A 23,672-nucleotide genomic window follows, 5' to 3' on the forward strand; every position below is an offset into this window, starting at 1 on the left:
ACGTTGCCACAACGCTGGAATGAGGGGGAAGCGGCAATTTGTTGGTTGAATGTGAAGGCCCCATCGCGGGCAAATGAACTCCAGGCCACCCCAATCAGTCAGCTGCATAGGACCTTAATTCCCGGAGCGTCACGGTAATGCCTGATCATCACCCGGAACGACAAAGCCCCATCGACGCCCACGGCATCATCGGCGACATGCGCAGCGCGGCGCTGGTCAATGACAAGGGCAGCGTGGATTTTTTCTGCTGGCCGGAGTTCGATAGCCCGTCGATTTTCTGTTCGCTGCTGGACACCCCCGAGGCCGGCATTTTCCAGCTGTCCCCGGACTTGCCCGATGCGCGTCGCGAGCAGATTTACCTGCCCGACACCAACGTGCTGCAAACCCGTTGGCTCAGTGATCGCGCCGTGGTCGAAATCACCGACCTGCTGCCCATCGGCGACACCGAAGATGACCTGCCGATGCTGATGCGTCGGGTGCGCGTGGTCAGTGGCCGGGCGACCTTTCGCCTGCGCTGCGCGGTGCGCCATGACTACGCCCGTGCCACCACCCTCGCCCGCCTGGACGGCAAGGACGTGATGTTCGCTGCCGCCGGTCAACCGTCGTTGCGGCTGTCCACGGATCAGCCCCTAAGGATCGACGGCAACGCGGCGGTGGCCGAATTCTCCCTCGAACAGGACCAGACCGCGCAATGCCTGCTCGGCGCCGTCGACGATCCCCGCTTCAAGGAAGGTGCCGCCGACTTGTGCCTGGAACGCACCCTGAAGTTCTGGCGCGACTGGATCAGGCAGTCCAGCTACCGTGGGCGCTGGCGGGAAATGGTCAACCGCTCGGCACTGGCGATGAAGTTGCTGACCTCGCGTAAACACGGCGCCATCCTCGCCGCCGCGACCTTCGGCCTGCCGGAAAGCGTTGGCGGCGAACGCAACTGGGACTACCGCTATACCTGGATCCGCGACGCCTCCTTCACGGTCTATGCCTTCATGCGCCTGGGGTTCGTCGACGAGGCCAACGCCTACATGCGCTGGTTGCGCGGACGGGTCAGCGACTGTCGGGGCCACGCGATGAAAATCAATATCCTGTACGGCATCGACGGTCGCCAGGAACTGCCGGAAGTCGAACTCACGCACCTGTCCGGCCATGGTGGTGCGACCCCGGTGCGCATCGGCAATCTGGCGTATACGCAGGTCCAGCTGGATATCTTCGGCGAGCTGATGGACGCGGTGTACCTGGTCAACAAGTACGGCGAAGCCATTTCCCACGAGGGCTGGAAGCACACGGTGGAAGTGGTCGATCAGGTCTGCGAAACCTGGCAGCAGGAAGATGTCGGTATCTGGGAAATGCGCGGCGAGCAGCACCATTTCCTGCACTCGCGCCTGATGTGCTGGGTGGCGCTGGACCGGGCGATCCGCCTCGCCTCGAAACGCTCCCTGCCCGCCCCGTTCGCCCGTTGGGACCAGACCCGTCAGGCCATCTACTCGGACATCTGGGAAAACTTCTGGAACGAGGAACACGGGCATTTCGTCCAGCACATCGGCGGCACTGCCCTCGACGGCTCGATGCTGCTGATGCCGCTGGTGCGTTTCGTCAGCGCCAAGGACCCACGCTGGCTGGCGACCCTCGACGCCATCGCAAAGAATCTGGTGCGCGATGGCATGGTGTATCGCTACCACAATGACGACAAACACATCGACGGCCTGCCCGGCACCGAAGGCGCGTTCGCCGCGTGCTCGTTCTGGTACGTCGAATGCCTGGCCCGGGCCGGTCGCCTGGAAAAGGCTCATCTGGAGTTCGAACAACTGCTGCGCTATGCCAACCCCTTGGGGTTGTACGCGGAAGAATTCGACAGTCACGCGCGGCACATGGGCAACACGCCGCAAGCGCTGACGCACCTGGCGTTGATCAGTGCGGCGTGTTTTCTGGATCGGAAGTTGAGTGGGGAGAAGAGTGTCTGGCAGCCTTGAAGCCAGCGCCTGTCACCTGTTCACCCCAGGTGGATGTCCTACATTTCTTAAACAAAACATGCAGAAATACTCTGTTGCCAGCCGTTACATCCCCACCTAACATCCCCGATCAACGGGCACAGCGGAGCTGTCCAACCACCCCGAATTCAAGGAACCAGAATGACCCAACGCATCCATCGCAGCATCAAATCGCCCTTACGCTCGGGCCTGACCCGCGACGAACTGTGGGAGGCCCACGACAGGGGCCTGATCAAATGCTGGGAGATCGGCCGCCAGCGTGCCATCCGCTTCCCGGACCTCGCGCAACGGTGCCTGGCCGGTGAACTGCCGGTGCTGGGCTGGAAGGGTGGTGTCAGCCGCAGCCTGAAAAAACTCGAAAAATACGGTTCCCTCAAATACCTCGCCCAGTGGCAGGGCTTGCGCGGCGAGGACCTGGATGTGGATTTGAGTGAAGAGCGGGCATTGACCTGTTCACGCACGCGGATGGTGGTGACGTTTACACCGGATCGGGCGAAGTACTTCAATCAGGTGACGGAAGTCGAGGCGGCTGAGTAAAAGCGCTGCGCATCGACTGACGTCCCCCGCGTTCAAGGCAGCACGGGATCTGCGGCGCTGACAGAAAACCGCTCACGATAGGCTTGTGGCGTCACGCCCATGGCGCGCAGAAAGCTGCGGCGCAGGGTTTCCTCGCTGCCGAATCCGCATTGCACGGCGACCCGTTTGATCGGCACGCCGGTGTCGCTGAGCAACCGTCGCGCGGTTTCGACGCGGATCTGTTCGATGGCACGGGCCGGGGTCTGGCCGGTGTCGGCGCGGTAGTGGCGCACGAAGCTGCGTTCGCTCATGCCGGCCTGCAGGGCCAGGGTGGGAACGCCGAGGTCCTTGGTAAGGTTTTCGCTGATCCAGGCATGAAGTTCGTCGAACCGGTTGCCTTCTTTCTGCAAGGACAGGGTCACGCTGAATTGCGACTGACCGCCGGGCCGCTTGAGGAACACCACCAGCTGCCGCGCCACTTCCAGGGCCATGGCGCGGCCGAGGTCTTGCTCGACCATGGCCAGCGCGAGATCGATGCCGGCGGTGACTCCGGCCGAGGTCCAGACCGGGCCATCGTTGATGAAGATCGGATTCGGCTCGACCCGCAATTGCGGGTGCTGCTGCGCCAATTGCTCGCAACGGGTCCAGTGGGTCACCACGCGCCGACCATCGAGCCAGCCACTGGCCGCGAGCAAAAACGCCCCGGTGCACACCGATGAAACCCGCCGGCACCCTGCTGCATGCTCGCGCACCCACGCCACCAACGGCAGGTCTTCAGCCGCCGCGTACACACCCCAGCCGCCGGCGATGATCAAGGTGTCGCTGCCCTGCTTCGGCAACGGTTCGGCCAATAACGCCAGTCCCGCCGATGACAGCACCGCCCCGCCGCCGCTGGCGATCACCGACGGCGCGTAGGGCGGCGGCAAACCTTGATGGCGGGCGATGTCGTTGGCCGAAGCAAACACCTGCAACGGCCCGGTGACATCGAGCAGTTGCACGTTGGGAAACGCAAGCACGTGAATGGTCTTGGGCATGATTGGCGTAATTCGTGGGGTTATTGGCGTATACGCCAAATCCTACGAGCCTACAGTAAAGCCGTCCACCCACTTCATGAGAAAAACACCATGACCTTGCAGATCGGTTTTCTGTTGTTTCCACAGGTTCAGCAACTCGACCTGACCGGCCCTTACGACCTGTTGGCCTCGCTGCCGGATGTGAAGGTGCATTTGATCTGGAAGGACCTGATGCCCATCACCGCCAGCACCGGCCTGATGTTGAAACCGACCGTCACTTTTGACGACTGCCCTGCACTGGATGTGATCTGTATTCCGGGCGGCAGCGGCGTCGGTGCGTTGATGGAAGATGACCGGACCCTGGCCTTTATCAAGTCTCAAGCCGCCAACGCGCGTTATGTCACCTCGGTCTGCACCGGTGCTCTGGTACTCGGCGCCGCGGGCCTGCTCAAGGGCAAGCGTGCGACCACCCACTGGGCCTATCACGAACTGCTGGCACCGCTGGGGGCGATTGCGGTGAAAGACCGGGTGGTGCGCGACGGTAACCTGCTGACCGGTGGCGGGATCACCGCGGGCATCGATTTCGCCCTGACCCTGGCCGCCGAACTGTTCGATAAGGACACCGCGCAGTTGGTGCAATTGCAGCTCGAATACGCCCCGGCGCCGCCGTTCACCGCGGGCAGCCCGGAAACGGCGCCAGCCAGCGTATTGGAAGAAGCCCGCAAGCGCGCTGCCGGTTCATTGAAGCTGCGTGCAGAAATCACCGAACGTGCCGCAGCGAAACTGGATCGACGCTAAAAGAGCGGCTGCGGGAACCCGGCTCCCGCAGCCAATACTTTTCTTGCGCCCATAAAAAAACCCGCCGAAGCGGGTTCTTCCCAGACCAGTACGACTCCCTGTCGTCAGCATTCCATGCAGGCCGATCATCCATGATCCTGAGCACTCCCTGTGCTTCAGTGGATGGGGCCAGAATACGCATGGGATCCAATCTGCAATAGAGGACATATCTACTAACACTTGTAGGACATTCGCTATAGCTGCCCTTCCGAAGTCCCTTGGACATGTCGGACTTCGAGCGCGAAGGCCGCGAATGACGCGACCTGCGGCTGACTTGCAGCTTTGCGGGTGTGATCATTCCACCTGGCGTTCGTGAGCCTTGGCAATAAGAAACTGCTCGATGTTGCTCATTTGCTCATCCCAACCACGGCTGTCCATGCGGAACGCTTTGAGCCGGCGAGTTTGGGGAATGTGGTCGAATCCCGACTCGGACACCTTCAGCAACGTGCCCTTGTCCATGTCTTCGAGCTCGAATTTCACCAGGGTGGTGGGTTCCTGGGAGTAATCGAAGCCCGATTCCACGGCGTACGGATGCCAGCGAAACGAAAACAGTCGCTCCGGCTCGACCCGTTCGACCAACACGTTCCACAACACATGTTCATAACCTGGGTACGTAACCTGCCCCTGGGTCCACTCGCCGGCGACAAAACGCCTTCCGTCCAGCGCCACGCCAAACCATTTCCCGAACTCCTCGGCATGGGCTATGACGCGCCAGACCTGTGAACGCGGCGCCTTGAGCAGGATCTTCCTTTCGATGCGATCTGATGCTGGGTTCATAAGTCACCTCCTGTACTGAACAACAGTAGGCCTGTAAGACCACTTGTCCAACCCTAAAGTTGTGTGGCGATCAACGTTGCCCGAAGTATTCGGCTGTATTCGTGACGATAAGTTCTGCTTTGACGGTGGCGGTTGGCGTCGATCGAACCTGCTAACGTTGGCCACCACAACGCAGAATCCAGCCATGCCACCGGGAGGCAACATGAACAAACTGCAGGGAAGCTGCCTATGCAAAACCATCCATTACCAAGTGGACGGCCTCGACATGCCCATCAGCCACTGTCACTGCCATACCTGCCGCAAGGCGCACGCGGCGGCTTTTGCGTCGACTGCCGGCGTGATGCGCGAGCATTTTCGCTGGATCAAGGGCCAGGACCGGCTCAGCAGCTTTGAGTCCTCGCCGGGCAAGTGGCGGCATTTCTGTTCGGTGTGCGGCTCGCATCTGATGGCGGAACGTTTGGCCCAGCCCCACGTGATCGTTCGTGTCGCCACACTGGATGACGATCCGAAAATGACGCCTCAGGCGCATATCTGGACGTCCCACGACGCGCCTTGGCTTGCCTGTGACGCGGTCAAGAAACACCCTGAATGGCAGACGTAGAGGGCCGAAGATTGCACTGCGCTAAACTGCACCGCTCTTTTCCCTGTCACAGCGAGCTTCTGACATGCATTCACGCTTTCTTCTGGCGTTGACACCCTTGATGTTCACCACCCTGGCCCATGCCGTGGGCTGCGACAACGCGGCCGACCAGGCGACAATGAACCAGTGCGCGGCGCAACAGCACGCGGCGGCTGACAAGGAGCTGAATGCGCTCTATCAGCAAATCACCACACGGCTGAAGGCCAATCCCGACAGCAAGAAACTGTTGGTGAGCGCACAGCGTTCGTGGATTGCGTTTCGGGATGCCGAGTGCAAGTTTTCGGCGTCAGGGGTGGAAGGCGGGAGTGTCTATCCGCTGGTCTACGGCAATTGCATCACAGCGTTGACCAAGGCGCGGGTCGAGACGTTCAAGACTTATCTGAAGTGTCAGGAAGGTGATTTGAGCTGCCCGGTGCCGGGGGTTTGATTCTGGCTATTTTTGCTGTGCTTGTGGGGGCCCCATCGCGAGCAAGCTCGCTCCCACAAGGTTCAGCGGCGTACACAAATGTGTGATCCACTGAAATCCTTGTAGGAGCTGGCCAGCGAAGGCAGCTCAGGCGCCGCGAATCAGCGCACAAACACCTGCGCCGTAGTAATCGCCATATCCCCGCCCGGCATCTTGATGCTGCCGATCTGCTTCAGGCTGTCAGCATCGAAGATCGCCACATCGTTGAAGGTCCCGGCCAGGTAGATTTTGCTGCCGTCCTTGTTGAAGGAAATGCAGTAGTAGGAATGATCCAAAGTGGCGGACTGGAGCAGTTTCTTCTGCTTGATGTCGTACTTGGCCAGGCGGTTGAGCACGCCAAACATCAGGTTCGGGTCTTTGGGCGAGCGCATGCCACTGAAGTAGATTTCCGTCAGGGGACCGAAGTCGGTGGTTTCGGTCTTGCCGGTTTTCAGGTCGACGCTGAACAGGCCGTACAGGTATTCGGCGGTGGCCGGGTCCTGTTTCTTGTCCTTGAACTTCGCGGCGGTGTAGAGCAGCGAGAAGTCATGGCGATAGGTCTGCTGGTTCCACACGTACAGCACGTCCGGGGCGCTGTAGTTCGGGCGCTTCCAGTGGCGGCTCGGGATCAGCACGTCGAATTTGCCGGTCTGCACGTTGACCTTGTAGACGTCCGCGCCCGCCACGTACAGCGTGCCGTCGTCACCGCTCTGCATGATGGTCAGCTGTCGCGGTGCCGGGAAGCTGCGCACGGGTTTGGCGTCCATGCCGGCGTCAGTCTTGTACACATCGAGCCGTGGCTGCTGCACTTCGTAGCGGTCGTTGAGCATCAGCGTCGGGTTGGCGACGGTGAACAGTTCCTTACCGTCGTGGCTGAGGGTAAAGGCGAACATCGACCGCGCTTTCTCCCCCGGCTTCTGGGTGATGCTGGCGTGGAACACCTGCTTGCAGCTGTCCAGTTCGACGCCGTAGACATCGGCATAGTGGTTGTTCAGCACATAGGCGGTCTTGCGGTCCGGCGACAGTTGCACGGTGCCGGGACCAAAGGCGTCGGGCATCTTGCAGGTCTTGTACAGGCTGTCGGTGGCCAGGTCGATCACGTTCAGGTTGTTCGGGTAATTGGTGGTCAACATGTACTCGTGACCGTCTTGCAGTGCGGTGTTTTCATCGGCCATCACGTTGAGCGAACAGGTGCTCAGAAGGGCGAAAGCGGCCAGGCCGCAGGCGTTGATGCTGTGCATGCTGGAATCCTTCTTCTTATCTGATCACTTGTCTTTGGGGAAGACAGTGCCGAGGTTGCGCCAGTTTTCGTTGGACGCCTGGGCATCCTTGTTCCAGTCCGGATAGGTGCTCATCATGTCGGGCACCTGGGCCGGCCACCAGCACGGATCGGAGCAGCCATACAGGTCGGCTTCCATCGGCTGGCACAGCGACGACACACCGCCAAACGCGTCGATCTCCCAACCCGGGTCGGTGGTCGAGGCGCAGCCCGCCACGGAGCTCATCGCCACCACTTCTTCGATGCGGTTTTCGTCCGCGGCCTGATCCAGCTTCAACGCTTTGTTATTGATTGCCTTGAGATGTTTCATATCAGTGAGCCTTGCGCGGAGTGATGTAGCTGCTGATGAACGCAGGGTTGTGAGCCATGATCCGGGTGTAGACCTCGATGCCGAAGTCGACCCAGTCACGCATCAGTTCGCAGTAGTGATAGGTCGGATGGGTCGGGTCGCCGTAGCGGGCGTAGCTTTCGTGGTAGCAACCGCCGGAGCACAGGTTGCGGATCTGGCAGTCTTCGCAGCCGGTGTTGGTACGGTCGAGGCGCTGGGACAGGAAGTCGTTCAGCTCAACCTGTTTTACGCCGCTGTGCACATTGCCGAAGGTTGGCAGACTCGAACCGGTAAAGCGGTGGCACAGGTTCAATTCACCCTTGTGATCGACCGCCAGCATCTTCAGGCCCGCGCCGCAAGGCAGGGCTTTTTTGTGGCCTTCGTGGATGTCGGTGATCAACTGATGCAGGTTGGAGAAACCGATGTTGCGGTGCTCCAGCGCCGCTTCCAGGTAACGTCGACCGAGCTTCTTCATGTTGGCGAAGACTTCGATCAGTTCATCGCTGGTCAGGTTGAACGTACTGATGTCGCCTGAGGTGACCGGGGCAAACCCGACTTCGGCAAACCCCAGTTCGTTGAACAGGTGATCCCAGATCGTTTCGACGTCGGTGACGCCGGTGGTCAGGGTCACCCGCGCGCCGACCGGACGACTGTTGTAGCGCGACAGCAGCATTTCAGCCTTGCGCCGCACCACGTCGTAGGTGCCCTGCCCGCCCACGGTGATGCGGTTGCGGTCGTGCACGGTTTTCGGCCCGTCGATACTTACCGAAAGCCCGAAACGGTGGGCGTTGAGGTAGTCCACGGTTTCTTCGGTCAGCAGCGTGGCGTTGGTGGTCATCACGAACTCGACGAACTTGCCGGCTTCGCGAAAACGCTTTTCACAGTAATCGACCATGTACTCGATCAGCTTGCGATTGCTCAGCGGCTCTCCGCCGAAGAACACCACGGTGAAACGCTCTTCATCCGGGGATTCCCGCAGCAGCATTTCCACCGAAGCGATGGCCGTCTCGACGTCCATTTTCTTGCCGGCCGAAGGCTTGTCGAGGTCTTCCTTGTAGCAGTAGGTGCAGCTCAGGTTGCAGCCGGTGTTGACGTTGAGCACCACGGTGTTGATCGCCGTGCGTTCGACCCGCTTGGTGGCGATGTCCGGGGTCAGCGGCGAACCGTCGCTGACCAGTTCCAGGGCCATCAGCTCGCGCAGGGTTTCAGTGACTTCTTCACCGTTGAAACGCGCGGACAGCCGCTGGATCAGGTCGTCCGACGAGCAGCCGGGACCGCGCAAGGTATCGATGATGGTGCCCGTCAGTTCATCGCTGGCGAACAGCGAACTGCTGGGGATATGGAACAGCATGCGGTCGGCATCAACGTGCACTTCGTGCAGGTTGCGTTCGACCAGATTCAAGATAGCGCCCATTGCAAACCTCCTGTGCAAGCCCCGTTATGCGGGGCTTGCGGTCATTCCGAAAAGTGTCTGAAGCCTTTGCCTGCAGCCAGGCTCACGTTTCAACCTCACGGAATGGGTGGATTGTTCCAGCGTTGCACGGTCACGATCATGTGGCCTTCGCCGGTCAGGGATTTCCCTGCGTCGTCGACGGCGGCGATCACCTTGAGGTTGCCGGCATTGTTGGTGGACATCTTGCGCGCCGGGTTCGGTCCTGCATCGCCCGGTGTGAACACGCCCGCGTCAGCCTGCATGGTGCCGGCGAACTTGACGTCTTCGTCTTCCTTGGCGCGCTCGTCAAAGGCCTCGACCTTCCACTGCGCCGGGAACACGCCGATGCGATACGGCTTGCCATCAGCGCCCTTGCCCCAGGCTTCGGCGTCGAAACGGCCCTGGACTTTCGGCGTCGAACCGCCGCCCTCGCCGATCCGCGCCACCGAGAACTCAGGCACGACTTTGACTTCGGCGATCTGGCTGTACACCGACAGGCTCGGGCCTTTCAGCGTACCGACGGAGACTGCACGCAGACCCGGCTGGGCATTGGCGGCGGCCTTGAGTTTGACCTTGATTTGCTGCGGGCTCTGCTCGACGATTTCGAGCACTTCCACGCCTTTGCCGAAATTCGGCTTGCCACTCAGACCGCTGCCGATCAGGGTGACTTCGCTTTCGCTGCCGGCCTTCAGGTAACCCGGCTGCACCGCCAGCAAACGGGCGGAACCCTGTTTGGCGGCGACGAAGTCCAGGCCACGCTCATCGTGCTCGGCCTCAAACATCCGGCCCTGCATCGCATTGCCCTGGGCGGCGAACACTTGACGCATGGTCACGCCGTCGATGGTGACGTTGCCACGCCATTCGTAGCCGGTGTAAAGGATCGCGCTGCCGTCGCCGTTGAACGGGGTACCGTCGGCGTATTGGCCTTTGACGCTGACCTTGAAGGTGTCGCTGCCGTCAGCGCTGACGCTCATCACCCCCGACAGCTCACCCTTGCCCGGCAAGTGGCCGCTGAAGCTCCAGTCGCCTACCAATGCGTCGGACTTCGGCGCCACGCTCTGCCATTTCTTCCAGGCCGGGTTGTCCAGCGGATAGCGCTTGGCCAACAGCGGCACCATGTCTTTGCGAGCGATATCGAACCAGTCGCGATCGCGGGCCAGGGCCTGGTATTCCAGGGACGGCCACTGACCGAGGTGGAAATTCACCAGGCGCTCCCACTCCTGAGCCGGACGCCGTTGCAAGGCGACCCGCGCACCGGAGTGGCAGCGACCGCACATCTGGCTGGTCTGCTCGTCGAACTTTTCGACGGTGTTGAGCCGGCGCTCCAGCGCATAGCGCACGCCGTCGGTCTCGCTGGGCGCCAGGCCCTGGGTGTCGGCCAGGTACTTGACCAGCGTCCGGCGGTCTTCATCGCTGATCTGCAAACCGTGCATGGTCTGCATTCGGGCAATGCTCATCAACCAGCCTTCCGGCGTTTTGCGCTGGTGGCTGATGCGGCTCAGAGCGTTATCGGCTTCGGGGGTATGACAGCCCTGACAGGTTTCCTTGAGGATGGTCTGGGCGTCGCGGGCTGCCAGGCTGTGAGGCGAATGCAGCGCTATACAAGCGGCTACGGCCAGCAGGCTGGCGCTCATGCCTGATCGGAGTTTTCTCTTCATCAACGTCGAACCTCGCACGGTGCTTTCTTATTTTTGTGGCTTATCGTTTTTTGGGTTTCTGCCGCCGGCGGCAAGCCGCTGACGGAGGCAGTAGAAACGTCTGCGATGAGCAATACACGGAGCGTGCCAGCTTGTTAAAACCTCGTTGAATCAATGATTTGCCAACATCGTCGGGCGTTTCTCCCAGGATACCGACCTGGCAACACGTTTAATTTCGCGACAACTGTTTCACTCTGAGACGAGCATAGGTGAGCCACGTCGATGGGCGATGACCAATGATCGTTTGGGCAGGGACGATGTGGTTATCCAGGGGGCTCGCGTTATCGTTGCCGACCTTCGCTACGATGCGGCGACCCGACAAGCCAGCGCCTATGTACAGAGATCACACCAAACCTGTGGGAGCGGGCTTGCCCGCGAAAACGGCAGCACATCCGCCATGAATGTGGCTGACGTACCGCTTTCGCGAGCAGGCTCGTCCCCACCTTTGAACGGTGAGTCGTCACCCATCTGTCACAATCCCTTGCTAGCGTCCGGCCGAAACATGTAGAAACAACTCGACCAGGCCAGGGGATTCGATATGAGCGACGAAACAGACGGTATAAACCCATCCTCAGCCGAATCCGACCACCCCATCGACACCAGTCGCCGCCGTTTTCTCGGTGGCGTCGCGGTACTCGGCGCCGGCGCAGCCCTCACTGCTTACGGCAATCAGGGCAATGTGCCAGGTGAGACGCCTGATCGTCCGCTATCGGCCGAAGAACTCGACAAAGCCCTGCACGACCAGGTGAAAACCGTGGTGGTGATCTACGCCGAAAACCGCAGCTTCAATAACCTCTTTGGCGATTTTCCCGGGGTCGAGAAACCGCTATCAGCGCTCCAGCCTGCCGATTATCAGCAGCGCGACCGCGATGGAAGCCTGTTGCAAACCTTGCCGCCGGTGTGGGGCGGTGTCTTGCAGATCGGACCGCAAACCCTCGACGGCGTGACTTATCCCAACGCCGTCCAGTTTCAGGAAAACCTGCCCAACGCGCCCTTCGCCCTCAAAGGCCCGAACGCGGAGGACTTGCCGTTCGGTCTGGTGACCCGCGATCTGTGGCACGTGTTCTACCAGAACCAGATGCAGATCAACGGCGGCAAGAACGACGGCTTTGTCGCCTGGGCCGATTCCGGAGGCTTGACCATGGGCCACTATGCCCAGAGCCAATATTCCCTGCGCCTATGGGACATTGCCCGGGATTTCGTGCTCTGCGACAACTTCTTCCAGGGCGCCTTCGGTGGTTCATTTCTTAACCACCAATACCTGATCAGCGCCACCGCACCGTTTTATCCGGACGCGGCCAATTCGGTTGCCAAATCACAAATAGCCGTGCTGCAAAGCAACGATCCGGCTGACCCACGCCTCAAACCGCTGGAGTCCTCGCCGGCCAGCGCCATGACCGGTCCGCCGCAGTTCGGCCCCAGCGCGCTGACGCCCGATGGTTACGGGGTCAATACCCTCGCCCCGCCCTACTGGCCGACGTGGATCCGCGACCCGGACCATCCGGACTACTCCAAACCTGATCTGCCGAACGTCCTGGTTCCGCAGACCCACGAGCACATCGGCGACAAGCTGTCGAAGAAGAACATCGACTGGGCCTGGTACGCGGGGGCCTGGCAGGCGACGCTGGAGCAATACAAGGATTCGGGAGGCATTCCGAAAATCCCGAACTTTCAGTACCACCACCAGCCGTTCAACTATTTCAAACGCCAAGGCCCGGAAAACCCGGAGGAACGTAAAAAACGCCTGCGCGATGGCGGCCTGGGGGACGAATCCAGCACGAACAAGTTCTTTGCCGACGCCGAGGCGGGCAAGCTGCCGGCGGTGACTTTCTACAAACCCCAAGGCAACCTGAACATGCACGCCGGTTATGCCGACGTGGCGTCGGGTGACCGACATATCGTTCGCGCGCTTAAAGTGCTGCAACAAAGCCCACAGTGGAAAAACATGGTGGTGGTGGTGACCATCGACGAGAACGGTGGCTGGTGGGACCACGTCGCCCCACCCAAGGGGGATCGCTGGGGCCCGGGCTCGCGGGTGCCGGCCCTGGTGGTGTCGCCGTTTTCACGCAAAGGCGCGGTCGATCACACGGTGTATGACACCGCGTCGATCCTGCGGCTGATTACCCGGGTGTTCCAATTGGAAAAACTCGAGGGTCTGAAGCAGCGCGATGAAGCGATGATCGCCCGAGGCCAGGCGCCGATGGGCGACCTGACCAACGCCTTGCAGTTTCCGGTCTGAATAAACCTTAAAAAAGGTTCTTCACGTAATCCCGGGGAAAACAAGGAGCCAGGTTGCCGACGATGATTGCAGGAGCGACGTAGTTATCCAGACGGTACGCGTCATCGTTGACGACCTTCGCTGCGATGCGGCGACCCGACAAGCCAGCTTCTACAGATCAGCGGGCGTGATGTTTGTCTCATTTGGCGTCTCAAGTTGCGACAAATCCGCCTCCTCCAGCGCCCCTCCCTCCGCACCGAACCCGGCTAAATACGGCCTTTGGGCAAACTGGCACAACCGTTGCGAAAGACCTCGGCACACGAACAAGACGAGGTTTCAACATGTCGCTTCCTGATCTGCTTCCCGCCACTTCGGCCTTTATCCAACGCGCGCCGCGCATGCTTATCGGCGGAGACTGGGTCGAGGCCGCCGACGGCCAGACCATGCCCCTGCACAACCCGGCCACCGGCGAAGTGCTTTGTGTGGTGCCACGGGCCACGCCGGAAGATGTCGACCGCGCGGTGCTCGCCGCGCGTCAGGCGTTCGATGACTCGGCCTGGAGCCGTACCCGCCCCCGGGAGCGGCAGAACCTGTTGTGGAAACTCGCCGACCTGATGCAGCGCGACGCCGAGCTGCTGGCGCAGCTGGAGTGCCTGAACAATGGCAAGAGTGCCGCCGTCGCACAGGTGATGGACGTGCAGCTGGCCATCGACTTCCTGCGCTACATGGCCGGTTGGGCAACCAAGATCGAAGGCTCCAGTGTCGAGGTGTCGTTGCCGCTGATGCCCAATGATCAGTTCCACAGCTTCATCCGCCGCGAAGCGGTGGGCGTGGTTGGCGCCATCGTCGCCTGGAACTTCCCGTTGCTGCTGGCCTGCTGGAAACTCGGCCCGGCCCTGGCTACCGGTTGCACCGTGGTGCTCAAACCCGCCGATGAAACACCACTGACCGCACTGAAACTGGCGGAGCTGGTACTGGAAGCCGGTTATCCCGAAGGCGTGTTCAACGTGGTGACCGGCACGGGCATCACCGCCGGCTCCGCACTGACCCACAACCCCCTGGTGGACAAGCTGACCTTTACCGGCTCCACCGCCGTGGGCCAGCAGATCGGCAAGATCGCCATGGACTCGATGACCCGGGTCACCCTGGAACTGGGCGGCAAATCGCCAACCATCGTCATGGCCGATGCCGACCTGCCGAGCGCTGCCGCCGGGGCCGCCAGCGCGATTTTCTTCAATCAGGGTCAGGTGTGCTGCGCCGGCTCGCGCCTGTATGTGCAACGCAAGCATTTCGACAATGTGGTGGCGGACATCGCCGGCATCGCCAATGCCATGAAACTCGGCAACGGCCTGGACCCGAGCGTCGAGATGGGGCCGCTGATCTCTGCGCGTCAGCAGGCGCGGGTGTATGGCTATATCGAAAAAGGCCGGGAAAGCGGTGCGACCATTGCCTGCGGCGGCGAGCAATTCGGGCCGGGCTTTTTCGTCAAGCCGACGGTGATCGTTGACGTCGATCAGAAGCACTCACTGGTGCAGGAAGAAATCTTCGGCCCGGTGCTGGTGGCGATTCCGTTCGATGACGAAGCCGATGCGCTGCGCATGGCCAATGACAGCCCTTACGGGTTAGGCGCGAGTATCTGGTCGAATGACCTGGCAGCGGTGCACCGGATGATTCCGCGGATCAAGTCCGGTTCGGTGTGGGTCAACTGCCACAGCGCGCTGGACCCGGCGCTGCCGTTCGGGGGGTACAAGATGTCGGGGGTCGGGCGCGAGATGGGCTATGCGGCGATTGAGCATTACACGGAGCTGAAGTCGGTGTTGATCAAGCTGTAATAGCGGGCCCCTTTCGGCCGCCATCGCGGGCAAGCCCGCTCCCACAGGTTTTGTGGTGTTGCTGAATTCTTCGGCCTCACACAAATCACTGTGCGGGCTTGCCCGCGATGAGGCCGATTCAGACAGCTCAAATCTCAGGGCTTGAATCCCTGAGTCAACAACCAGCCGCGAACTATCCTTCCCTGCTCCACCGTCAGCCCGGCCAACACCGAACCCGCCGGCTCGCCCTGCTTTAACCTCTGCACCAACGGCGCCAATTCAACCCCCTGCACATGCCAGATCCCCAACGGCTGATCCGCGGTGATCACCACCTCGGCCTCGTCGACAAAACCATCCTTCAGCACTGGAGCCCGCTCGATCCTCAGGCCAATGAAGTCCGCTTCTGCATGGGCGACCTCAGCATCCGGCCACTGTCGCCGCGCTTGCCAGAAAGGCTGGTTCAACCAGCGTTGTTCATCGGCATAGAAATCCCGACCGATCCGCGCGAACCGCAGAAACAGCTGTTCCACCCGTTGCTGGTGAAAACGCTGGGCCAGCGCCGCCCGTTCGGGTTTGCGCAACAGGGTGTTGATCACCGTCGGTGCCTGTAATGCCGACGACAATGATTGAAAGATGCCATTGCCCGACAGCGGGTCGACCGCCATCGCCGCATCGCCGACCCGTATCCAGTGTTCGCCACACACCTGCGGGCTGAGGATGGCGGTGCTGCTGCGGGCGTGCAGGTTCAGATCAACCTCCGCTTCGCCGGCAAAGAATGCCCGAGCCACGGCCGAATCCTGACGTCGCTGGCGACAGTACTCCAGCAACTGCGCCTTGCCCGGTAACCCGGCGCTGGCCACGTCCACCGTCCATTGCCAGTAGCACTGGCCGTCGGCCCGCCGCGCCATCCACGCCCAGCCGTCCTCAAGGCTTTCCACGGCGCTGGCGGTGTCGCCCGGCTTGCCTTGCCAGCGATTGAGCAGGCTGACCGTCTCCGGCCCGCGCAGGCCCTTGCCGAGCGCCGGTGCCTGACGCCCGCGGGCTTCGACCAGAAAGTCTGCGCTCAGGCTTTCGCGTCCTTCGATGTCGATGCGATGGCCATCGGAAAATGACTGCACGCCCAGCACCCGGCCTTCGATCAACAGCACGCCAGCCGCGCGCAAGTCTTGGCGCAGGCCGCGATCGAAAGTCGGGCGATCCAGCAGGAATTCGATGTTTTGTGCGTGTTGCTGGCCGTTCCAGTTGACCTGCCGTTGCGATGGCAACGCCGCCTCCTCCAAAGCGTGATGCAGCCCTGCACCGCGCAAGGCCTCCAGCACGCGCACGGATACGCCTTCGAGCGCGGCAAACCGGCGCCACTCGCTGACCAGCGTGACGGCATACCCCAGTCGCCGCAGCCCGAGTGCCACCGCCGCACCTGCCGGGCCGGCCCCCAGCACCACAATCGCAGTCATGGCCCGAGGCGCCGTTCAGGACCGCGATAGCGGGCGTTGTGCTGCAGATAGTCGATCACCTGTTCGTTGCTCGCCTCGGGGTGTGCCACCAGGAACGCCGCGATATGTCCGCTCAACGCGGCGCAGCCGAGACTGGCGCCCGACTGGCCTGGATAAGTGCCGTGCACGCACGCGGCAAAGTCCGCCTGGGTGGTGTCGAGCCACGACCATTCGAGTTCGGCGCAGCGCGCATCGCCCGTTACCCGCAGCACCTGTGGATAATTCGCCGGGTATACACCCTCGCCCTGGGCAGGGCTCGACGCGCACAGTAATACGCCCTTCGCCACCGCCGCCGCGCAAGCGTCACGCAACAGACTGCGATCCTGACGCAGGCCGAGACTCAAATTGATCAGCCGCACATCCTGAGCCACCAGCCAGTCGATCGCCGTGGCTATCTGCAAGGCACTGGTCACCCCGCGCTGGTCGAACACCTGGGCCACGCAGAACAGTGCCGATGGCGCACGGCGACCTATGGCTTCGATGACCGCGCTGCCGTGGCCCAGGGGATCGCCATGCAAATCGCTCTCGGTGAGTCCGTCCTCCACCAACGCAAAGCGCCGTCCGGCGATGACTTGCACCCGTTGCGCCGCCGAGTGACCGCTGTCCACCACGCCGATACGCAATTCAGGCTTCATGCAGCACCGCTTTGGAAATCAATACGCCGTCGAGCAATTCAAAACGCAGATCGGCATCGGCCAGGGTCGAAGGACGATGGCTGATCAATATCCGCGTACGCCCGGCAAACAGACGGTCGATGGCCTCGATCACTTCGCGCTCGGTGGCTTCGTCCACCGCCGAGGTGGCTTCGTCGAGCACCAGAATCAAGGGGTCTTGCAACAGCGCACGGGCGATCGCGATGCGTTGTTTTTGCCCGCCGGACAACTGCTGCCCACGCTCACCCAGCGGGCTGTCGAGGCCTTCGGGCAAGGAGGCGATCAGGCTGTCGAGTTGGGCCAGCCGTGCCACTTCGGCTACCGCTTCGCGGCTGGCATCTGGCACCGCATAGGCCAGGTTGTCGGCCAGGCTGCCGCGAAACAGCACGATGTCCTGACTGACCACGGCGATGCGCCGACGCAACTGGAACAGGTCGAGTTCGCGCAGGTCCACTTCACCGAGCAACACCCGCCCGGATTGCGGGTCGTGGTGGCGTTGCAGCAGGTCGATCAAGGTCGATTTGCCAACCCCGGAGCCGCCGCTCAACGCGACTTTCAAACCGTAGGGTATGGATACCTGGATGCCGCGCAGGGTTGTGGTTCGGCCGGGATGGCTGAAGTGCACGTCATCGAAACGCAGATCGCCAGAGGCCGGCAGCGGCTGTGGCGTCGCGGGTGTGAGTACGGTCGGTTGTTCGCCGCGCAGTTCCATCACACGCCCGAGGCTGACGGTCATTCGTTGAATGGCGACATAGAGCCCGAGCAGGCTCTGCACCGGCCCGACGGCCATGCCCAGGTAGGTCGAAAACGCGATCAGCGCGCCCAGTTGCCAAGTGCCCTGCACCACCCAGTATCCACCGATCAGAAAGGCGCAGGCGCGGGACAGGGAGGTCAGCGTGCCCGGCACGGCCTGGGTGAAAAACTCGGTGACTTGCAGGCGCAGTAACTGGCTCATGTAGCCCTGCCCCAGGTTTTCCAGGCGCCGCGCTTCGCGCTGCTGCTGGCCGGCGGACTGGATGAACTTCATCACCGGCAGCGTTTCGACCATGAACGAGGACATGTCTGCCGAGCGCTCGCGCAACTGCCGCACATCACGCTCGACCTTTCGCCGCATCCAGCGCAGCCAGAGCACGTCGAGGGGAATCAGCACCAGTGCCAGCAGCGACAGTTTCCAGGACAGGGTCAGCAGCATCGCCAGCGCAACCACCAGGCCAATCACGCTGGACACCGCCGAAAACAGCGAGTCCACGGCAAAACGCTGGATCTCCGCCACGTCGCCATCGAGGCGCGACATCAGGTCACCGATGCGCCGCTGACCGTAGAAGCTGGGGGACAGGGTCTGCAAATGCCGATAGAGGTCATCGCGCAGGGCAAACAGCATGCGCCCGGACAGCCGCGTGTGCAGATAACGGTTAATCCCGGACAACGCCGTGCCGAGCAAGCCGGCAACGATCATCAGCCCGGCGATCAGCACCAGCATCGGGAAATTGCGCGCGAGCAACCCGTCGTCGATCAACAGCTTGGTCAGCCACGGTTGCACCAGCACCAATGCCGAAGCACAGACCGACAAACCCAGCAGCCCGGCGATCGCCAGTCGATGAGGCCGCACGAAACTGTAGAGCCAGCGCAACGACGATTGCAGGGCTTCGGGGTTCTGGCTGTCGATCAGCCGAACGATCAGGCGCTGCATCACGAGCGCAACTGTTTGAGCTTGCGATACAGAGTCGCGCGGCTGATGCCCAGGGCGTCGGCGGCGGCCGAGACGTTGCCCTGATGGCTATCCAGGGACTGACGAATCATCTCCAGTTCGTTTTCGCGGATGCTCCCGGACTGCGGACGTTCGCTTGAGCTCAGGTCGTCGAGCATGCTGTCGGGTAAGTGATCGAGGGTGAGGACGGTTTCCCCCGGCTCGCGCATGGCCAGTGCAGTGCGCAGGACCATCTCCAGTTGGCGGATGTTGCCCGGCCAGTGATAGCCGCCGAGCAAACGGCTCAAGTCGTCATGCAGCACCACCGTTGGTGCATCGAGTCTGGCCAGCAAACGGCTGACCAGCGCGCTGAAGTCTTCACGCTCGCGCAGGGCCGGGAGCATCACGCTGATGCCGTTGACCCGGTAGAACAGGTCTTCGCGAAAGTGTTTTTCTTCCACCAGCCGCTTGAGGTCGCGATGGGTGGCACAGATCAATGCGACGTCGATGTCCTGCTCTTCGCCAGCGCCCAACGGAGCGACCTTGCGATCCTGCAACACGCGCAACAACCGCGCCTGCAGTGCCAGCGGCATGTCGCCGATTTCGTCGAGGAACAGCGTGCCGCCATGGGCCTGTTGCAAGCGACCGATCATGCCGCCACGCCGCGAACCGGTGAATGCGCCTTCGCGGTAGCCGAACAGTTCGGACTCGATCAGGCCTTCAGGAATGGCCGCACAGTTCACCGCGACGAAAGGTTTGTCAGCGCGGCTGCCCGCCATGTGCAGGGCACGGGCGATGACTTCCTTGCCGGTACCGGTTTCGCCCAACAGCAACACCGGCAGTTGGTTGGCCAGGCCTTGGCGGGCCATGCGCAGGGCCCGGGCATAACGCACATTGCTGCCGGCCAGGGATTCGAGGTCCGGCTGGGACTTGGCGGGTTTTGCAACGCTGCGCGGCGGATTGCTGACGTTGATCGAACGCTGCGGCGCACGCAGGGTTTTGTAGAAAAATTCACCTTTGGCGGTCTGCAGGCTGCCAACGCCGCCATGATGCAGTCGCGCCAACAGTTGCAGGCCATCGACGCCGAGAAACTCTTCGCACCGCCGACCGACCAGCGCCGAACGCTCGGCATGCAGCAACTGGCAGGCCTGGGCGCTGACGGCGAGGATCTGCCCGCCGAGGCTTACGGCCAACAAGCCCTGCCAGGGGGATTCGAGGTACTGGCGACGGCTGTGGAAGGCCAGGACAATTTCATCCGGATAGCTTGTGTTGAAGACGCGGCTTTCGATCTGGCTGACGGCCATGGCCAGCAACGCGGTGCTGTCGTGGGCGCGGCCGAGCGGACCTTCGCGGGTCAGGTCCAGGACGCCGAGAATATTGCCCTGGGGACAATGGATCGGCACCGAGGTGCAGGAAAAATCACTGAGGCGATCCAGATAATGTTCGCCGCAATCGATCAGGGTCGGCCGGGCTTCCACCAGTGCCGTGCCGAGGGCGTTGGTGCCACGTACGGCTTCGCTCCAGCAGGCACCGAGGGTGATGTCTTGCAGGCCACTGCCCTTGAGTCGGTCGGCGCGTCCTTCGACCGCCAGAATGGTCGCCTCGGAGTTGGCGAGAATGATCAGCCCTTCCTTGCCCTGGCGTTCGGCCAGGTAATCGATCGCCGGCAAGGCTGCGTCAATCAGCAGACGGTTGCTTGCCAGCAATACATCGAGGCTCGCCGTCGATTCCAGCGCCAGTTCATGCTGGGCATTGAAATGCACGCCATGGCTGAGACTGCGCCGCCACGAGGCATCGATTTCGGCGCGCAGGACGCCATCCGGTACTTCGCCTTCCAGATGCAGCTTTTCCCGAGCCAGCCGGGCTTCGCGGTGCAATTTGGGGGAATTTGTTTTTATAAGTGTCATCAAGCGCTCCGGGTCGGTCCGCCCTGCGCCTTTGTACAACGGCGCCCTGCCGCAATCTTTACGTTAACGTAAGGGCTATGGCAAGAGCCGTAGAGCGTTTGTGTTTCGCCAGGTGGATGGTGACCCCGTTCATTGTCGGCAAGCCTGGCCCTACAGTGAGCTTCAACTCGATAGATCGCAGGAGCCTGGCTTGCCAGCGATGGCCTTCAGACGTGAGGATCACCCGGCGGTTTGCTCGGCGCGGCGTATTGCGGTTTCAGGTGGCCTTCCTGATCGAGCAGCCAGGCGTCCATGATCTGCCGTACCACGGGACCGGCAACACGGCCACCGGCCTCGCCGTTTTCGATCATCACCGAAATGGCAATCTTGGGATGTTCCGCCGGTGCGAAACCGACAAACAAGGCGTTGTCACGGTTGCGCTCAAGGGTCTTTTCGCGGTTGTAGCGCTCACCCTGCTTGATCGCCACCACTTGCGCGGTACCACTCTTGCCGGCGATGCGGTACTGAGCGCCCACCGCTGCCGCGCGGGCAATCCCGCGGGCATCGTGCATCACCATCTGCATGCCGTGGTTGACCTGCTCCCAGTCACGGGGATCCTTGAGCAGGATATTCGGCATCGGGTGCTCATCCACTGGCGCGACACCGTCCACGGTCTTGGCCAGGTGCGGACGGTTCCACACCCCTTTGTTGGCAATCAACGCAGTGGCCTGGGCCAGTTGCAGCGGCGTGACTTGCATGTAGCCCTGGCCAATGCCGAGGATTACCGTCTCACCCGGGAACCACGGCTGGCGGCGCGTGGCGCGCTTCCAGGCCTGGGACGGCATCAGTCCCGGAGACTCTTCGTACATGTCCAGCGAGACCTTTTCACCGAGACCGAACATCGCCATGTAGTCGTGCAGGCGGTCGATGCCCAGCTTGTGTGCCAGATCGTAGAAATAGGTGTCGTTGGAACGCATGATCGCCGCGTCCATGTCTACCCATCCATCACCGCTATGGTTCCAGTTACGGTACTTGTGATCGAAGTCCGGCAACTGGTAGTAGCCAGGGTCGAAGACTCGGGTCTGCGGCGTGACCACACCGGCGTCGAGGCCGGCAATCGCGACTTCCGGCTTAATGGTCGAGCCCGGCGCATAGAGGCCGCGCAGCACGCGGTTGAACAGTGGCCGGTCGATCGAATCGTGCAGCGCCGCGTACTCCTTGAAGCTGATGCCGGTCACGAACAGATTCGGGTCGAAGCTGGGTTTGCTGACCATGGCCAGGACTTCACCCGTCGACGGATCGAGCGCAACCACCGAACCGCGACGGTCACCCAGGGCCTGCTCGGCGGCTTCCTGAAGTTTGACGTCGAGACTCAGGACGATGTTTTTACCCGGAATCGGGTCGGTGTGCTTGAGCACACGCAGCACACGCCCCTGAGCGTTGGTTTCGACTTCTTCGTATCCGACATGGCCATGCAGTTCCGACTCGTAGAATTTCTCGATCCCGGTTTTGCCAATGGATTGGGTGCCCCGGTATTCGACCGAGTCCAGGGCCTTGGATTCTTTCTCGTTGATACGACCGACGTAGCCGATTGAATGAGCGAAGTGTTCAGCGAACGGATAGTGGCGCACGAACTGCGGCTCGACATCGATGCCCGGCAAACGGAACTCATTGACCGCGAGCACCGCGATCTGTTCTTCGCTGAGCTCATAGAACAGCGTGACCGGAACGAACGGATGCCGCGCCTGCTTCATCGCTTTGTCGAACAGCGCACGGTCTTCGGCAGGCAGGTGCAGCAGGTTGACTACTTCGTCCAGCTCTTGTTTGACATCCGAAGCGCGTTCGCGAGTGATCGTCAGGTTGTAGCTGGGCCGGTTGTCGGCCAGAACCACGCCATTGCGGTCATAGATCAACCCGCGAGTAGGTGTGATTGGCAGGACATGGACACGGTTGTTTTCGGAGATCGTGGAGTGATAGTCGAATTCGACTACCTGCAGGACATACATGCGCACCACCAGCGCGCAGGTAATGGCGACGACAAACAAGGCGCAGGCGATCAGTCTTTTGTTGACCAGGCGCTTCTCATTTTCGTGATCCTTGATCGGTATCGGTTCGGGCATTTCTGTAGCAACTCTGTGAAGAGGAAGTGCCGATCCGTGGGCTTGAAATCAGTCCGTTAAAAAAACGAGCTGCACCATACCAAAAACTACCCGGTCACTTTAGTGCGATTTCCTATAAGGACGGTCCTTGAGCGTCGCAAAGGGTTTTCGGTGGGATGGTGGATTCGTGCTTTTCATACAAGATTGATAATCCCATTCATGCATTTTTCTTGCTCATTAGCCCGTGAATACTGGGTGCATGTCATTCCATTCTGGTTTTTGGGAGTTTTTTCCATGCATCCACGATTTCAACGACTATTGGGTTCGAATGGGTTCTCCATCGGACTGGAGTTGCCACTCGACAATGACTGGTCCAGTGCCGGTCAGGGGCTGCGGATGACCGAAGGTCGACCTTTTGGTGTACCGGACCTGAAGCAGCACGCAGCTATGGCACGCCTGGCTGACAAGTCGGGTTTTCACGCACTGTGGGTTCGTGATGTTCCGATTTATGACCCGAATTTCGGTGATGCGGCACAGGTTTTCGAAACCTTTTCCTATCTCGGGTACCTGGCCGGTATTACCGAAAATATCATGTTGGGTACGGCGGCGGTTGTACTGCCAATGCGTCAGCCTTGGTTGACGTTGAAGTCAGCTAACAGTGTCGATGAGCTGAGTGATGGGCGCCTGCTGCTGGGCGTGGCCAGTGGTGACCGCCCGATGGAGTTACGAAACAGGCTTCTAATGCAATGCCTCGGGAATCTGGCACAACCGTCAGGCGCTCTCCGCCCATCACGGCACTTTCCTGCGCGCAAAAACAAAACCCCTACCTGCATACGCAGATAGGGGTTTCGGAATTTAATCTTGACGATGACCTACTCT

At 61.2% G+C, this 23,672-nt stretch carries 19 protein-coding genes; 8 read left to right on the top strand and 11 right to left on the bottom strand.

Annotation, left to right across the window (positions count from 1 at the left end):
• The first annotated feature begins 137 nt into the window (after positions 1–137).
• Together ACVWYU_RS28870 and ACVWYU_RS28875 are read left to right on the top strand one after the other, a co-directional pair.
• Positions 138–1,964, top strand: coding sequence for a glycoside hydrolase family 15 protein (locus ACVWYU_RS28870; protein WP_457374315.1), 1,827 nt, complete (start codon positions 138–140; stop codon positions 1,962–1,964).
• A 159-nt stretch (positions 1,965–2,123) separates the two neighbouring features.
• Entirely contained in the window at positions 2,124–2,519 is a 396-nt protein-coding gene (locus ACVWYU_RS28875) for a hypothetical protein (RefSeq protein WP_457374316.1), read from the top strand.
• 32 nt (positions 2,520–2,551) lie between these two features.
• On the opposite strand, the gene ACVWYU_RS28880 is transcribed toward ACVWYU_RS28875, so the two are convergent.
• Complete coding sequence (locus ACVWYU_RS28880; protein WP_457374317.1) at positions 2,552–3,532, bottom strand: GlxA family transcriptional regulator; 981 nt, start codon at positions 3,530–3,532, stop codon at positions 2,552–2,554.
• A gap of 90 nt (positions 3,533–3,622) precedes the next feature.
• Here ACVWYU_RS28880 and inhA point away from each other — a divergent pair, with 90 nt between their 5' ends.
• Positions 3,623–4,309, top strand: coding sequence for an isonitrile hydratase (inhA, locus tag ACVWYU_RS28885; RefSeq protein WP_457374318.1), 687 nt, complete (start codon positions 3,623–3,625; stop codon positions 4,307–4,309).
• A gap of 333 nt (positions 4,310–4,642) precedes the next feature.
• On the opposite strand, the gene ACVWYU_RS28890 is transcribed toward inhA, so the two are convergent.
• A complete protein-coding gene (locus tag ACVWYU_RS28890) occupies positions 4,643–5,125 on the bottom strand; it encodes an SRPBCC family protein (protein WP_090318446.1) in 483 nt (160 codons plus the stop codon).
• A 202-nt stretch (positions 5,126–5,327) separates the two neighbouring features.
• On the opposite strand from ACVWYU_RS28890, the gene ACVWYU_RS28895 reads away from it, so the two are divergent.
• Together ACVWYU_RS28895 and ACVWYU_RS28900 are read left to right on the top strand one after the other, a co-directional pair.
• A complete protein-coding gene (locus ACVWYU_RS28895) occupies positions 5,328–5,726 on the top strand; it encodes a GFA family protein (RefSeq protein ID WP_457374319.1) in 399 nt (132 codons plus the stop codon).
• A gap of 64 nt (positions 5,727–5,790) precedes the next feature.
• Positions 5,791–6,192, top strand: coding sequence for a lysozyme inhibitor LprI family protein (locus ACVWYU_RS28900; protein WP_457374320.1), 402 nt, complete (start codon positions 5,791–5,793; stop codon positions 6,190–6,192).
• 140 nt (positions 6,193–6,332) lie between these two features.
• On the opposite strand, the gene peaD is transcribed toward ACVWYU_RS28900, so the two are convergent.
• The 4 genes from peaD to peaA form a co-directional block, all read right to left on the bottom strand.
• Positions 6,333–7,451, bottom strand: coding sequence for a quinohemoprotein amine dehydrogenase subunit beta (gene peaD / locus ACVWYU_RS28905; protein WP_457374321.1), 1,119 nt, complete (start codon positions 7,449–7,451; stop codon positions 6,333–6,335).
• Positions 7,452–7,475: 24 nt separating this feature from the next.
• Entirely contained in the window at positions 7,476–7,799 is a 324-nt protein-coding gene (qhpC, locus tag ACVWYU_RS28910; protein ID WP_007971075.1) for a quinohemoprotein amine dehydrogenase subunit gamma, read from the bottom strand.
• 1 nt (position 7,800) lies between these two features.
• The gene (peaB, locus tag ACVWYU_RS28915) at positions 7,801–9,231 is read right to left on the bottom strand and encodes a quinohemoprotein amine dehydrogenase maturation protein (protein ID WP_090318434.1); all 1,431 of its coding nucleotides are present in this window, start codon (positions 9,229–9,231) and stop codon (positions 7,801–7,803) included.
• Between the two features lie 95 nt (positions 9,232–9,326).
• Complete coding sequence (gene peaA / locus ACVWYU_RS28920; RefSeq protein ID WP_457374322.1) at positions 9,327–10,907, bottom strand: quinohemoprotein amine dehydrogenase subunit alpha; 1,581 nt, start codon at positions 10,905–10,907, stop codon at positions 9,327–9,329.
• A 577-nt stretch (positions 10,908–11,484) separates the two neighbouring features.
• On the opposite strand from peaA, the gene ACVWYU_RS28925 reads away from it, so the two are divergent.
• Together ACVWYU_RS28925 and ACVWYU_RS28930 are read left to right on the top strand one after the other, a co-directional pair.
• On the top strand, positions 11,485–13,185 hold the full coding sequence (locus ACVWYU_RS28925; RefSeq protein WP_457374323.1) for an acid phosphatase: 1,701 nt from the start codon (positions 11,485–11,487) through the stop codon (positions 13,183–13,185).
• A 320-nt stretch (positions 13,186–13,505) separates the two neighbouring features.
• Entirely contained in the window at positions 13,506–14,996 is a 1,491-nt protein-coding gene (locus ACVWYU_RS28930) for an aldehyde dehydrogenase family protein (RefSeq protein WP_090318424.1), read from the top strand.
• Between the two features lie 134 nt (positions 14,997–15,130).
• Here ACVWYU_RS28930 and qhpG read toward each other — a convergent pair whose 3' ends face one another.
• The 5 genes from qhpG to mrdA form a co-directional block, all read right to left on the bottom strand.
• Positions 15,131–16,429 (bottom strand): flavin-dependent monooxygenase QhpG, encoded by a 1,299-nt coding sequence (gene qhpG, locus ACVWYU_RS28935; protein WP_457374324.1) that lies wholly within the window; start codon positions 16,427–16,429, stop codon positions 15,131–15,133.
• Complete coding sequence (gene qhpE, locus ACVWYU_RS28940; RefSeq protein ID WP_457374325.1) at positions 16,426–17,103, bottom strand: subtilisin-like serine protease QhpE; 678 nt, start codon at positions 17,101–17,103, stop codon at positions 16,426–16,428. The genes qhpG and qhpE overlap by 4 nt, the downstream gene beginning before the upstream one ends.
• Positions 17,093–18,811, bottom strand: a complete 1,719-nt coding sequence (locus ACVWYU_RS28945; protein ID WP_457374326.1) for an ABC transporter ATP-binding protein — start codon at positions 18,809–18,811, stop codon at positions 17,093–17,095. Before ACVWYU_RS28945 ends, qhpE begins: the two co-directional genes overlap by 11 nt.
• Positions 18,811–20,715, bottom strand: coding sequence for a sigma-54-dependent Fis family transcriptional regulator (locus ACVWYU_RS28950; RefSeq protein WP_457374327.1), 1,905 nt, complete (start codon positions 20,713–20,715; stop codon positions 18,811–18,813). Before ACVWYU_RS28950 ends, ACVWYU_RS28945 begins: the two co-directional genes overlap by 1 nt.
• 206 nt (positions 20,716–20,921) lie before the next feature.
• Positions 20,922–22,814, bottom strand: a complete 1,893-nt coding sequence (gene mrdA, locus ACVWYU_RS28955) for a penicillin-binding protein 2 (RefSeq protein WP_247258166.1) — start codon at positions 22,812–22,814, stop codon at positions 20,922–20,924.
• A gap of 273 nt (positions 22,815–23,087) precedes the next feature.
• Here mrdA and ACVWYU_RS28960 point away from each other — a divergent pair, with 273 nt between their 5' ends.
• Positions 23,088–23,636 (top strand): LLM class flavin-dependent oxidoreductase, encoded by a 549-nt coding sequence (locus tag ACVWYU_RS28960; RefSeq protein WP_457374328.1) that lies wholly within the window; start codon positions 23,088–23,090, stop codon positions 23,634–23,636.
• The last annotated feature ends 36 nt before the right edge of the window (positions 23,637–23,672 follow it).

The organism is Pseudomonas sp. TE12234 (assembly GCF_054061835.1).